This window comes from Kitasatospora sp. NPDC059795 (assembly GCF_042732175.1).
Taxonomy (GTDB): Bacteria; Actinomycetota; Actinomycetes; order Streptomycetales; family Streptomycetaceae; genus Kitasatospora.
In genome coordinates, this window is sequence record NZ_JBHWID010000027.1 from 20,038 (window position 1) to 31,704 (window position 11,667).

Below are 11,667 nucleotides of genomic sequence, written 5' to 3' on the forward strand. Positions count from 1 at the left end.
GCGCGGTGGCGCGGTGGCGCGCACCCACTCGACGATCGCGGGGTCGGTGCGGGCCCGGTGGCCGTCCGGTCCGGGTTCGACGGCGCCGGGCACGATCAGGGTGTCGAGCGGCCCTTCCACCTGCTCGAACGCCAGGTCGGCGAGCAGGCGGACGCCGGCCACGGCGCGGACCGCTCCGGCGTGCGGCACGGCGAGTTCCACCCGGTGGCCGGCCCCGCCGTCGGTCTCCCGATCCGCCGACGCGAAGACTTCGGCGGGGCCGGTGACGTCGAGCAGGTCGACGTCGGGGAGGACCGCGATCACAATGCGGCGGGCAGTGGGCGTGGGCCCGTCCTCCGCGGGGCGGCAGGGTGTCCGCCATGACGGTCTTCTGGCGGATCCGGACATCCGCGCGGGCCGGAAACGCCGAACGCCGCCCGGGGAGGGCAGCGTTCGGGGGTGGCGCTCGCGGGGGGTGGCGCGTGGGACGGTCAGCGGCGTTCCTGGCCGAACAGGTCGACGCGGATCGGTTCGACGGCCGGGCCGGTGCCGGGTTCGGGGTCCTGCGGGGAGAAGGCGATCGCCAGGCCGGCCACGGCGAGCACCACGACGATGCCGACGGCGATCGGCAGGGCGAACTGCGAGGCGGGGACGCCGGCGCCGACGGCCCGGCCGTCCAGGGCGACGCTGACGGCGGCCATGCCGGTGTAGTGCATGGCGACCACGGCGACGCCGGCGATCAGTGCGGCGCCGAGCGCGGCCGTCAGGCCCTTGATGTGCAGCGTCATCCAGAGCGCGGCGGTGGCGGCGGCGATCGCGATCGCCACGGAGGCGACGACCAGCAGGGTGTCGTAGGAGACCTCGCCCTGGACCTGCATGGCGGCCATGCCGAGGTAGTGCATCACCGCGACGCCGCAGCCGGTCACCACGCCGCTGGTCAGCAGGGTGGCGTTGCTGCGGCCCCGGTAGCCGACCCAGCCGATGCCGAGGCCGACCACGACGACGGCGACCAGCAGGCTCAGCAGCGTCAGCGGAATGTCGTACACCAGGGTGGAGGCGTCCACCATGAATCCGAGCATCGCGATGAAGTGCATCGACCAGATTCCGCACCCGAATGCGCCGGCGGCCAGCGCCAGCCAGCCGGCCCGCCGGTTCGGCGGCAGCGTCATGGCCCGGGCCGTGCACCGCAGTCCGATGGCCGCGCCGATGCAGGCGATGGCGTACGCGACGACCGGGTTCACCCACCCGTACTGGAATCCGTCGAGATGGGCCATGGTGCCGTGGTTCATGAGAGGGGGGTCCGATCGAAAAAAGCGAAATGGTCGTGCGAGATTGCCGCACAGACAATACCGTCTCGTGGTTACTGGTCCGTACCTGCCGGTGAATTACCCATTTACGCTGCCTTTCCCTCGCCCGCACGGAGTCTCCATCTTCGTTCGATCCGCTTGCGGCGTGGCAGTCTTGACGACCATGGAGAACGACTTCGACGACCGGTTGCCGCCGCTGCTGATCGTGGACGGCGCGAACGTGGTCGGTTCGGTCCCGGACGGATGGTGGCGCGACCGGCGCGGCGCGGCGGAGCGGCTGCGGGACGCGCTGGTGGCGGTCGCCGGGGCGGGACTTCCGGAGCTGCCGGGCCCGCTGACGGTGGTTCTGGTGGTGGAGGGTGCGGCGCGCGGGGTGGAGTCGGTGCCCGGGGTGCGGGTGGAGTCCGCCGCCGGCAGCGGCGACGACCGGATCGTCGAGCTGGTCGCCGAGGAGGGGTCGTCGCGGCGCTGTCTGGTGGTCACCGCCGACCGCGGCCTGCGCGAGCGGGTCGTCGCACTGGGCGCCGCTCCCCTGGGCCCGCGCACCGTCCGCTGATCGCCCTTCGGGGAGCGGACGCGCCGGGGGTCGATCCTCGCGTTCGCGACGTCGAGCCCCTCGTCCTGCCGGCGGCACGCCCGGGCGCAGTTCCGCCCGGTCCCCCGCCACCGGCACGGTCGTCCAGGGACCGACGCCCCCACCGGCACCGGCCGGGCGCAGCGGGCTCAGGCCAGGCGGCTGCGGGCCCCGGTGGGGCGGGTGCGGCCGCGAGCGGGCCGGGCCGGGCGGGTGGGGCGGCGGTCGGCGCGGGGCTGGTCGCGGGCGGGCCGGCCGGCGAGTGCGGCCTTGAGCGCGCGGACGGCCAACAGGACGGCGACGGCGGCGAGTTCGGTGGGTTCGGCGGTGCCGCGGCGGGCGGCCGCATGCTGGCAGACCGAGCACCAGACGGCGCTGGCCCGGCCGCCGTCCGGGTAGTGCAGCGCGGGCGGCACCAGGTAGTGGCAGCCGCAGCTCTGACAGACGAACACCAGCCTCATCGGTGGACCACCCCCAGGCCCGCGCACACCGTGCACGGCGACCAGAAGGTGCGCCGCACGGGCTCCTGCCGCCCCTGTCCGTCGGTCTCCACGGAGTGCTCGGTCTTCTCCGTCCCGCGCGCCCCGGCGCAGCCCGGGCAGGTCTGCTGATCGGTCATCGGCCACCTCCAGCCACAGACCGTAGCGCGCCGACCCCGGTGAGCGACAGCGCTTCGCCGTCGGACCACTCGGACGTGAAGCGCCGGCCGCGCACCCATCGCGTGCGCCGTGCGCGTCCCGCGCCTGCTCCGCGCCGCCCGCGCGCCCCCTGTTGACCCGCCGTCAGCCGGTCGGCCAGTCCGCCGGGGACGCCTCGACGTCGTTGCCCCGCACCCAGACGGTGGAGACCCCGAGCAGGCGGCGCATCACCGCGAAGCCGCCTTCCCACCCGCCGGGCAGGCGCAGCCGCCCGCTGCGGACTGTGCCTTCGCTGAACCGGGTGTCGCCGCTGTCCAGCACGCCGGTCCAGCCGGGCAGGCCGAGTTCGGGGACGTTTCCGGTCAGTTCGACCTGGACGGGGATCTCCAGTCCGTCGGCCAGCAGCAGGGCGGGGCCCCGGTACACGGGTGTGCTCATGCGTAGAGCCTGCTTGACCTGCCGGTATCTACGCAAATCCCGCATTGCCGGTGGTTCCGGGCACCCCTCCGGTGATACACCCGCACCCGTGCCGACGGTCCGTCAGTTCGGCGACGGCCAGGCGCGGCCGGGCGGATCTCGTGGCCGCCCCACCTCGGGAGCGCCCGAGCGCACGGTGGACGGGCGCGTCGACCGGGTCCCCCGCTGCGGACCCCGGCCGTGTGCCGGTGGGCGCGGACAGTCGTGGAGTTGAGCAGGCTGCCGAACGGCGGTTACATGGATGTGCAGGGCCGAATGGGTGAACTTTTTCCTGCCCCGGAATGCCCGAGGTCCGCGCCGGGGTGGCGGCGGGCATGCGCCGGTTGCCAGGAAGCGGTGAAGAGGTGTCCGACAGTATCTGCGGTGAGGTCCGGTACGCGATCGTCCGCGCCCGGGACAGGTGGCACGCGCAGCTCGTCCATGCCTGTACCGGGTGGGCGGACCGGGGCTCCCGTCGGTGTGGTGACCGGTGGCCGTACTCGTGGCTCTGCCATGCGGCTTACTGGGGGGCCGGTCGGGTCTGCCGCGTATTCGCCTTGGCCCTCTACGGGGTCCTCACGGTGGTGGCGTATCTCGTCCGGTACGTCTTCTGGATTCCGTGCCGCCTCTTCGGCGGTCCGAAGGTGCCGGACGGAAAGATCAAGCACGTCTTCGTGCTCGTCATGGAGAACCGTTCGTTCGACCACATGCTCGGCCTCTCCACCGGCACAGTCGACGCCGAACTCGGATTCCGGCCGGGCGTCGGAGTCGACGCGGTGACCGGACTGCGGACCACCGTCGACGGGCCGTCGACGAGCGACACCAACCGGGGCTTCCGGGTGCGCCCCGGCGCGCCGTTGGTCATGCCTGTCGACCCGCCGCACGAGTTCTGCGACGTCCAGCTCCAGCTTGCCTCGGTACCGATCACGGGAACGCCGCACGGCGACAAGTGCCACTGCACCGGCAGCTGTCCCCCGCTCACCATGAACGGGTTCGTCGACAGCTACGCCAACCGGGTCAAGGCCGAGAACAACGCAGCCGCATTGCGGGACCTGGGGGCGGTGATGGCGTGTTTCACCAGCGACCAGGTGCCCGTGATCAGCGCGCTCGCCCGCGAGTTCGCCGTGTGCGACAGCTGGTTCTCGGCCCTGCCGGGGCCGACGTGGCCGAACCGGTTCTTCCTGCACGCGGCGACCTCCGGCGGGCTGGACCGGAGCCCGGACGTCGCGGAGACCGTCGGCTCGGAGGTCGACGGCTACAAGTTCGAGAACGGCACGATCTATGACGCGCTCGACAGCAAGGGGTACGCCTGGCGGGTCTACCACGGCGATGCCCTGCCGCAGATCGGTGCGCTCGCCGGCATGAACCGGTACGTCATGGCGGCCCACTTCCACGGCGTAGACGAGCTCGCCACCGACCTGCAGAACCCCGACTTCTCCGCCGCGTACGTCTTCGTCGAACCCAACTACGGCCATGAGCTCACCCACGGCCGGAGCTTCCAGTGCGGCAACAGCCAGCATCCGATCGACGACGTGACCCGCGGCGAGGCCCTGATCAAGTACGTCTACGAGTCGCTTCGACAGTCACCGCACTGGGAGTCGAGTCTGCTGGTCATCACCTACGACGAGCACGGCGGCTTCTACGACCACGTGGCGCCGCCGTCCGCAGTCCCGCCCGGCGACGTCTGCGACCCCGCCAACAACCGTCACGGCTTCCGGTTCGATCGACTCGGGGTCCGCGTCCCGGCTGTCGTCGTCTCGCCCTGGATCCCCGCCGTCCGGCCGGGCGGACCGGACGACCGGAACTGCAACCTCGTCGACCACACCCGCTACGACCACGGATCGCTGCTGGCGACGGTCGAACGCCTCTACGGCCTGCCGAGCCTGACCGCACGCGATGCCGAAGCCGACGACTTCGGCCACCTGCTGTCCGCAGCCACACCACGCGATGCCCCGCTGACCCTCCCCGTTCCGCATCCGCCCGAGCTGACCTGTGGTGATGACCGGCCGGTCGGGCTCGCGGCGGCCGCCGAGACGGCCGACCGGCCCCTCACTCCCACGCTACGGGGCTTCGTTCAGGTCGCGGCACTCCACGACGCCCGCATGCACCCCGCCGAACGCGAGCGGATCGCCGAGCAGGTGGGCCGGTTCCGCACGGTCGGGGAAGCCCACGCCTACCTGGCTCAGGTCACCTCGCTGCTGGGCGCCCTCGGCGTCCGGACGGACATCGCCGCACCACCGCTCCCCCCACCGGCCGCCGCGGCCCCCCGTCGGCGCCGACGGCGAAAGGGGCAGCGCAACGGCCTCGGCCACCCCGACATCGAGCGGTGAGGCGACCGTCGGCGGAACGCCGGCCGCCCCCTCGCGCTCAGCGACCGCCGAGGCGGCGGTCCAGCTCCTCCAGGTAGCTGTCGCCGTAGGCGTCGGCGAGGTCGTCCAGGTCGATCATCGGAGGAATGTCGATCACCGGCTGACGCTCGATCAGGAACGCCACGGTCTCGTGCACCACCCGGCTCTCCTCGCCCTCCGGGAGCCCGGTCCGGTCGAACACGGTGTCGGTGACCCGGATCCGGGTGGCGGCCTGGGCCGCGCCCTCCTCGACCTGGACCAGGTATTCGCGGTCGCCCAGGGGCTCCACCCGGATGTCAGCTGCCATGGCGCAGGTCGTCCTTCCCTCGGTGCTCGGCCGTCAGGGGCCGTGCCGGTCAGTGGGTGCCGACGCCGCGCGGCCGACCCGCCGGGCGCCGGGCGTCTCCACCTTACGACCTGCTCACACTCTCGTCCGCCAGGCCCCGCGCGTGCGGAACTGACGACCCGTCGGCCCCCAGCGCGAGGTAGGTCCAGCTGACGCCCGCCCGGGCGTGCGGGTCCTCGCGGCTGGCGAGGTGCAGCGGCGCCAGCCCGTTCGCCCTGGCCAGCGCGACGGTCTCGGCGGCCTCGACCGGGAACATCCGACGCCCCGCCGGCACCGGGCCGTGGCGCAGCGAGAGGACGATCCGGCCGCCCTCGGCGAGCAGCCCGGCCAGGGTGGCCATCGAGGTGGCGCGCTGTTCGGGGTCGAGGTGCATCCAGACGGCGGTGAGCAGGATCAGGTCGTACCGCTCGCCGCGGGCGGTGAGTCCGGGGAGGTCCGGGAGGGCGTCGTCGACCCAGTCGACGGGGTGGTGGGCGTGCCGGGCGCGGCCGAGTTCGCGCATCGCGGCGGTGGGTTCGGCGGCGGTGACGCGGTGCCCGGCGGCGGCGAGCGCGGCGGCGTCGCGTCCGCTGCCGGCGCCGATGTCGAGCACGGCGGCGGGCCGGGTCGGGAACAGGTGGAGCATTTCGCGGTGGACCTCCGCGAAGCTCACGCTCTCGTACTGTTCGACCAGGGCTTCGGCGGCGTCGGCGTACCCGGCGGTGCTGTGCATGGCCAGCAGGCCGCCGGGGTCGGTGGTGTCAGGGGTCATGACGGCACGTTAGTGCACGGCGCAATCGCCAACTCCCCTGCCCCCGAAGGCCGTCCGCCGAGGGCTGTCAGCCGACGACGGCGACGGGCGCGTCCCAGGCGTTGCGGTCCACGGTGAGCGAGGCGCCGCCGTAGCTCTCCTTCTGGTTGACCTGGTACTGGTGGGCGCGGCGGTGGCCGGTCCACAGGCCGGCGTCGAACGGGAAGCCGCCGGTGGTGTCGGCGGCGCCGTCGTAGCGGGCGTACCAGAGGGCGTCGGGCAGGTCGGGGGTGTTCTGGCCGGCGGCTCGGGCGATGCCGGCGGCGCTGGACGAGGCGAAGCCGTAGAACCCGGCCCAGTAGCCGGAGTTGTGCACGGCCCGGTTCCAGGACCGGGTGTAGGCGAGGACGGCGGCGGCGCAGCCGGTGTCGGTGGTGTCGTAGGCCTCGACGTCGAGGTAGAGGGTGCTGCCGGTGCGCATGCCGAGGGCGGCGGCCTTGGCGACGGCGTCGTTGCCGTCGCTGCTGCCGAGGGCGGTGGCGGTGTCGGCGGTGAGCTTCTCGGGGCTGTTGCCGGTCTGGCACGGGGGCTGGGCGCCGACGTACAGCGGGACGAGCTTCCAGCCGGCGGTGCTGACCGAGCCGACCCAGCCGGCGGTGAGCTGGGGTTGGGCGCAGCCGCGGTTCCGGCCGCCGATGTAGACGGCGGCGGCGCCGTACGGGGAGGCGCCGCGCCAGGCGTTCATGGTGGCGAGCGGGGGTGCGGTGCAGGTGTCGAAGGCGAGTCCGGTGAAGGTCGCGGGTGCGGTGCCGGGCTTGGCGGCGGGCGCGGCGGCGGAGGCGGAGGCGGAGACGGCGGCGCTTGCCGGGGCCGGGGCGGAGCCGGACGCGGACGGGGCGGCCGAGGTGGACGGGGTGGCCGATCCGGAGGCGGAGGCGGACGGCGAGGGCGAGGGTGAGGGTGAGGGCGACTCGGCGGGCGTGGTGTCCGTGCCGGCGGGGGCGCTCGCGGCGGGTGCGGCGGCGGTCGGGGCGGGGTGGTGGCGCTCGGTGGTGGCGGCGAGGACGGCGGCGCCGCTGCCGATCGCGAGGACGGCGGCGGCGGAGAGCAGGGCGGCGCGGCGTCCGCGGGGGCGGCGGGCGGTGCTGCGGGCGCGGCGGTGCGACACGGGTCTCTCCAGGGCGGAACAGGGCCGAACAGGGCGGAACGGGAGGTGGGGGGTCGCGGCGGGGGGGGATCGCCGCGTGGCGCACACCGTAACCGATGGCCGGTAAACGCTTTCCCAACCCGCCGGCCCGTCCGCCCGCGCCCTAGGATGGGCGTGAACAGTCCGAACAGTCCGAGTCGAGCGCGGGGCAGCCGCGGCGGAGGGAGTCTCCGATGGAGTTGGCGGGCCTCGATCCGGAGAGCGGCGAGTCCGGGGACGGCGAGGAGGGCGGCCGTCGGCGTCGCGGTCAGGGCGAGCTGGCGACCGAGGTGCTCACGGTGCTGCACGGCGCGCCGGGGCCGGTGACGGCGTCCTGGGTGCAGGAGCAGCTGGGCGGCGAGTTGGCGTACACCACGGTGATGACGATCCTGTCGCGGCTGCTGGCGAAGCAGGTGGTGTCGCGCAGCCGTGCGGGCCGGGCGTACGTGTGGTCGGCGGCGTCGGACGCGGCGGGGCTGACGGCGCGCCGCATGCGCCGTCTGCTGGACACCGAGCCGGACCGGGACGCGGTGCTGGCGAGTTTCGTGACGGCGTTGACGCCGGAGGACGAGCAGTTGCTGCGGTCGCTGCTGAATGCGACGGATCCGCCGCAGGACGGCGCGGGCCGGTCTGGCGGGCGCTGATCGTGGGGTTCTTCGTCTTCCTTCCGCTGGTGCTGCCGTTGACGTCGTGGCCGATCGCGCGGCTGGCGGAGCACCATTTGCATCCCCGTAGCGCGGTGCGGCTGTTGAGCTGGATCGGCGTGTCGATGGCGGTGTGCAGCACGTTGGCGCTGGGTCTGCTGTTCGTGGTGGGCACCGCGCAGATTCCGGGCAACCCGCTGCCGGACAGCTGGTCGGATCCGGAGATCCGTACGGCGGTGCCGTTCCACGAGGAGGTGGGCACGGCCGCGGTCGTCGGTCTGGTGACGGTGTTGACGGCGTGTTCGCGCTCGTTGCGCCGTCATCTGCGGATCCGGGCGCGGGCGTTGCGGGCGCTGTCGGCGATGCCGTTGGATTCGGACCTGGTGGTGCTGCCGGACCCGGAGCCGTACGCGTACGCGGTGCCGGGTGCGCCGGGCCGGGTGGTGGTGTCGACGGCGATGATGGACAGCCTGGACATGGACGAGCAGCGGGCGCTGTTGGCGCACGAGCGCTCGCACCTGGCGAACCGGCACCACCGGTTCCTGCTGGCCGCGCAGTTGGCGAGTTGCGTGAACCCGTTCCTGCGTCCGTTGCAGAAGGCGGTCGGGTACGCGACGGAGCGCTGGGCGGACGAGGAGGCGGCGGGGTCGGTGGGCGACCGGCGGCTGACGGCCCGGGCGGTGGCCCGGGCGGCGCTGGTGACGCGTTCCGCGGGCCCTGCGCCGTCGTTCGCCGCGTTCGCGGCGCCGGGCCCGGTGCCGCGCCGGGTGACGGCCCTGCTCAGTCCGGCGCTGCGCGAGTCGTGGCCGCCGCCGGCGAGTCCGGCGGGTCTGGCGGCGATGGTCGCGGCGGCGGGGACGGCCGCTTCGGCGGTGTTCGCGCTGAACGCGGCGGTGGCGCTGCTGCTGCTGGTGAAGGCCGCCACGCCCTGGTAGGGCCGGCCCGGAACGTCGGAAGGCCCGCCCCGGATTCCTCCGGGGCGGGCCTTCCGACGTCTCGGCGCGACGGCCCGGACCTATGGTCGCCGACGCTCCTGCTGCACGGTCGACTCCTCATCGCTACAGGTGCGTTGGTGCTCCTTCCGGTCAGTCCACGCAGGGCACTCCCCCGGCCTTCACCGGCGGGCCCTGCATCTGGAGGCTCGCGGAGGGGCTGGGGTCGGCGGCGGGTGCGCCGGGGGCGGTGTACTCGGTGCCGAGGGTGATCTGCACGTGGCCGGCGGGAACGGTGCTCGCGGCGGTGGCGGTGGCACCGTAGCGGGTGGCGATCTGCTCGGCGGCGTCCTTGGCCCCGGCGCCGTACTTGACGGTGGTGGCCTTGGGGCGGGTGTCGGAGTTGGTGGCCCTCCCGGCCTTGTAGCCGAGCGCGACGAGTGCCTTGGACTCGTCGCCGGCCGCGCCGGTGACCGGGGAGCCGTTCAGCACGTCGACGGTGGTGTCGGCGGCGTTCGCGGGCGGCGCGGCGTCGGGCGCGTCGGTGCTGGCGGCGGGCGCGGGCGCCGCGGGGGCGGCCTGCCCGAACAGCTGCTTGACGATGCGCCGCAGCTTGACCGGGTCGACCTGGTTGACCTCCTGGCCGCCGATGTTGGCGAACTTGTCGATCGGCAGGGTGTTGAACTCGACGTTCCCGCCGGTCAGGTTGGGCGCCTGCTGGGCGAAGTCGAGGATCTGCCAGTCGTCGTCTATCACCACGTCCTTCTTGACCACGTCGAGCAGCGACTGGAGCTTGCCGAGGTCGTCCAGCACGCCCTGCTGCTTGAGCTTGTACTCGACGGAGGCGATGAAGGCCTGCTGGCGGTGGGTGCGGTCGAGGTCGCCGTTGGTGAGGTTGTGCCGCTGGCGGACGAAGGAGAGCGCCTGGGCGGCGTTCAACTGGCTCTCTCCGGCGGGCAGTTGCAGGCCGGTGCCGCCGCCGGGCTTGATCACGTTGCCCTTGCTGTCGGTGACCCGGGAGACGATCGGGTCGTTGACGGGCTTGTTCAGGCAGACGGTGATCGGCTGGAGCGCCTTGGCGATGTCGTAGAAGCCGAGCAGGTTGACCTCGGCGAAGTGGTCGATCGGGATGTCGAGCAGCTTCTGCACGGTCTGGATGGTGGCGGAGCGCCCGGCCTCCCGGCTCTGGTGTTCCAGGTCGGCGCCCTTGACGCCCTTGGCGCGCAGTTTCTGCTCGGCGGCGTCCTTGGCGAACCCGTACGCCTCCTTGACCTTGTGCATCTTGCCGTCCGCGCCGTACGTCTGCACCCAGTCGTCGCGCGGGATCGACACCGCCTGCACCTTGCCGCTGGGCGGGATGTGCAGCACGATCAGCGAGTTGGTGTTGTAGCCGCCGATCTCGCTGGAGCCGGCGTGCAGTTCGTCCTGGACGAACTCCTTGGGCAGGTCGTTGCCGTCCATGTCCTTTCGGCTGTCGAGGCCGATCAGCAGGATGTTGAGCGACTTGTCGAGGTGCTTGGGGGCGTTCTTCTTCGCCTCGTCCAGGGCGTGCGAGCGGGTGACGCCGTTCAGGTCGTTGACGGTGTACCAGGCGAACCCGCTGACGGCGAGGACGGCGAGCGAGACGCCGCAGGCGACGGTGCGGCCGGCGATCACCAGCGGGGCGGGGCGGGACAGCCGGGCGCCGCCGCGTCGGGGGGTGCGCTGCTCAGCCATGGTGGGCCTTCCGGGTGCGGCGGGTACGGACGGCTACGGCGAGCAGCGCCGCGACGAGGGCGACGACCATCGGCCAGAACTGGCCGCTGACCAGCTTCAGGCCCTGGGTGGCGAGTCCGGCGCCCTGGTAGCGGTCGCCGCGCGCCAGGTAGTCGACGGCGCACGCGACCGTCAGCGTCACCACGGGCGCGCCGCTGACGATCCACCACCAGCCGCGCCTGCCGGCGACCAGCGCGGCCATCGCCGCGCCGAGCACCGCGCACGCGGCGTACAGCCAGCCGAGTCCGCCGCCGAAGATCTCGTCGGCGAGCGCCCCGAGCACCGGCAGGCCGAGCGCGGGCAGCGCGGCGGGCATCCGGTTCGGGCCCGCCTCCTCCGTCGCCCTGCGCCGGTCGGTGCGGCGCGCGGCCTGGCGCCCTTCGGCCGGGCGGCGCTGCTCCGGGGCCCGCCGCCCGGGCGCGCGGTAAGCGCTTTCCGGTTGCCGCTCGGACGAACGGGAAGCGCTTTCCGGTCGCCGTCCGGCGCGTGGGCCGGGGACGGGGCGGCCGTCCGGTCCGGGGGGCTGCACCGGCGCCTGCTGCCCGGTCTCGTCCCGCCACAGCGGCGTTCCGCTGCGCGAGCCCGCTGGCCTTCGCCCCGTCATCGTCACCCCTCGTCCACTGCCGCGCCGCCGGCGCGTGGTCCGGCCGGTTCGGCCTGACAGACGCGCACCGGACGCCCTTCGGTTCCTCTACACCTGTGTAGAGGTTCGAGCGAAGCATACAAATCCCGAAAGGGTACGTAAGCTCACCCCAGGTCGTCACGGCGGGCC

13 protein-coding genes and 1 pseudogene are annotated in these 11,667 nt (G+C 73.4%); 4 read left to right on the forward strand and 10 right to left on the reverse strand.

What is annotated here, in order from left to right:
• Positions 1-69 precede the first annotated feature (69 nt).
• Both ACFV4P_RS33345 and ACFV4P_RS33350 read right to left on the reverse strand, forming a co-directional pair.
• Positions 70-387 (reverse strand): annotated as a pseudogene (locus tag ACFV4P_RS33345) (DJ-1/PfpI family protein); the annotation flags it as partial.
• An 83-nt stretch (positions 388-470) separates the two neighbouring features.
• Positions 471-1,268: an MHYT domain-containing protein gene (locus tag ACFV4P_RS33350; protein ID WP_380477241.1), complete on the reverse strand. Its 798-nt coding sequence runs from the start codon at positions 1,266-1,268 to the stop codon at positions 471-473.
• A gap of 181 nt (positions 1,269-1,449) precedes the next feature.
• Here ACFV4P_RS33350 and ACFV4P_RS33355 point away from each other — a divergent pair, with 181 nt between their 5' ends.
• Positions 1,450-1,842, forward strand: a complete 393-nt coding sequence (locus ACFV4P_RS33355; RefSeq protein ID WP_380477283.1) for an NTP pyrophosphohydrolase — start codon at positions 1,450-1,452, stop codon at positions 1,840-1,842.
• A gap of 167 nt (positions 1,843-2,009) precedes the next feature.
• On the opposite strand, the gene ACFV4P_RS33360 is transcribed toward ACFV4P_RS33355, so the two are convergent.
• From ACFV4P_RS33360 to ACFV4P_RS33370, 3 genes are all read right to left on the reverse strand, one after another.
• Complete coding sequence (locus ACFV4P_RS33360) at positions 2,010-2,321, reverse strand: hypothetical protein (RefSeq protein WP_380477242.1); 312 nt, start codon at positions 2,319-2,321, stop codon at positions 2,010-2,012.
• On the reverse strand, positions 2,318-2,479 hold the full coding sequence (locus tag ACFV4P_RS33365) for a hypothetical protein (protein ID WP_380477243.1): 162 nt from the start codon (positions 2,477-2,479) through the stop codon (positions 2,318-2,320). The genes ACFV4P_RS33360 and ACFV4P_RS33365 overlap by 4 nt, the downstream gene beginning before the upstream one ends.
• Before the next feature lie 163 nt (positions 2,480-2,642).
• On the reverse strand, positions 2,643-2,936 hold the full coding sequence (locus ACFV4P_RS33370) for a hypothetical protein (RefSeq protein WP_380477244.1): 294 nt from the start codon (positions 2,934-2,936) through the stop codon (positions 2,643-2,645).
• A 575-nt stretch (positions 2,937-3,511) separates the two neighbouring features.
• Between ACFV4P_RS33370 and ACFV4P_RS33375 the strand changes: the two genes are divergently transcribed.
• Entirely contained in the window at positions 3,512-5,284 is a 1,773-nt protein-coding gene (locus ACFV4P_RS33375) for an alkaline phosphatase family protein (RefSeq protein WP_380477245.1), read from the forward strand.
• A gap of 37 nt (positions 5,285-5,321) precedes the next feature.
• On the opposite strand, the gene ACFV4P_RS33380 is transcribed toward ACFV4P_RS33375, so the two are convergent.
• The 3 genes from ACFV4P_RS33380 to ACFV4P_RS33390 form a co-directional block, all read right to left on the reverse strand.
• The gene (locus ACFV4P_RS33380; RefSeq protein ID WP_380477246.1) at positions 5,322-5,609 is read right to left on the reverse strand and encodes a hypothetical protein; all 288 of its coding nucleotides are present in this window, start codon (positions 5,607-5,609) and stop codon (positions 5,322-5,324) included.
• Positions 5,610-5,712: 103 nt separating this feature from the next.
• Entirely contained in the window at positions 5,713-6,399 is a 687-nt protein-coding gene (locus tag ACFV4P_RS33385; RefSeq protein WP_380477247.1) for a class I SAM-dependent methyltransferase, read from the reverse strand.
• 67 nt (positions 6,400-6,466) lie between these two features.
• Positions 6,467-7,546: a glycoside hydrolase domain-containing protein gene (locus tag ACFV4P_RS33390; protein ID WP_380477248.1), complete on the reverse strand. Its 1,080-nt coding sequence runs from the start codon at positions 7,544-7,546 to the stop codon at positions 6,467-6,469.
• 212 nt (positions 7,547-7,758) lie between these two features.
• Here ACFV4P_RS33390 and ACFV4P_RS33395 point away from each other — a divergent pair, with 212 nt between their 5' ends.
• On the forward strand, positions 7,759-8,208 hold the full coding sequence (locus ACFV4P_RS33395; protein WP_073819349.1) for a BlaI/MecI/CopY family transcriptional regulator: 450 nt from the start codon (positions 7,759-7,761) through the stop codon (positions 8,206-8,208).
• Between the two features lie 2 nt (positions 8,209-8,210).
• Entirely contained in the window at positions 8,211-9,143 is a 933-nt protein-coding gene (locus ACFV4P_RS33400; protein ID WP_380477249.1) for a M56 family metallopeptidase, read from the forward strand.
• Positions 9,144-9,293: 150 nt separating this feature from the next.
• On the opposite strand, the gene ACFV4P_RS33405 is transcribed toward ACFV4P_RS33400, so the two are convergent.
• Together ACFV4P_RS33405 and ACFV4P_RS33410 are read right to left on the reverse strand one after the other, a co-directional pair.
• Positions 9,294-10,856 carry an LCP family protein gene (locus ACFV4P_RS33405; protein WP_380477250.1) on the reverse strand — a complete coding sequence of 521 codons (1,563 nt, stop codon included), beginning with the start codon at positions 10,854-10,856 and terminating at the stop codon, positions 9,294-9,296.
• Complete coding sequence (locus tag ACFV4P_RS33410; protein WP_073819355.1) at positions 10,849-11,211, reverse strand: DUF6542 domain-containing protein; 363 nt, start codon at positions 11,209-11,211, stop codon at positions 10,849-10,851. The genes ACFV4P_RS33405 and ACFV4P_RS33410 overlap by 8 nt, the downstream gene beginning before the upstream one ends.
• Positions 11,212-11,667: the final 456 nt, after the last annotated feature.

Bases quoted from the DNA above. Each gene is read 5' to 3' on its own strand.
- ACFV4P_RS33350 (WP_380477241.1), bottom strand. From the start codon at position 1,268: ATGAACCACGGCACCATGGCCCATCTCGACGGATTCCAGTACGGGTGG.
- ACFV4P_RS33355 (WP_380477283.1), top strand. From the start codon at position 1,450: ATGGAGAACGACTTCGACGACCGGTTGCCGCCGCTGCTGATCGTGGAC.
- ACFV4P_RS33360 (WP_380477242.1), bottom strand. From the start codon at position 2,321: ATGAGGCTGGTGTTCGTCTGTCAGAGCTGCGGCTGCCACTACCTGGTG.
- ACFV4P_RS33365 (WP_380477243.1), bottom strand. From the start codon at position 2,479: ATGACCGATCAGCAGACCTGCCCGGGCTGCGCCGGGGCGCGCGGGACG.
- ACFV4P_RS33370 (WP_380477244.1), bottom strand. From the start codon at position 2,936: ATGAGCACACCCGTGTACCGGGGCCCCGCCCTGCTGCTGGCCGACGGA.
- ACFV4P_RS33380 (WP_380477246.1), bottom strand. From the start codon at position 5,609: ATGGCAGCTGACATCCGGGTGGAGCCCCTGGGCGACCGCGAATACCTG.
- ACFV4P_RS33385 (WP_380477247.1), bottom strand. From the start codon at position 6,399: ATGACCCCTGACACCACCGACCCCGGCGGCCTGCTGGCCATGCACAGC.
- ACFV4P_RS33395 (WP_073819349.1), top strand. From the start codon at position 7,759: ATGGAGTTGGCGGGCCTCGATCCGGAGAGCGGCGAGTCCGGGGACGGC.
- ACFV4P_RS33405 (WP_380477250.1), bottom strand. From the start codon at position 10,856: ATGGCTGAGCAGCGCACCCCCCGACGCGGCGGCGCCCGGCTGTCCCGC.
- ACFV4P_RS33410 (WP_073819355.1), bottom strand. From the start codon at position 11,211: ATGCCCGCCGCGCTGCCCGCGCTCGGCCTGCCGGTGCTCGGGGCGCTC.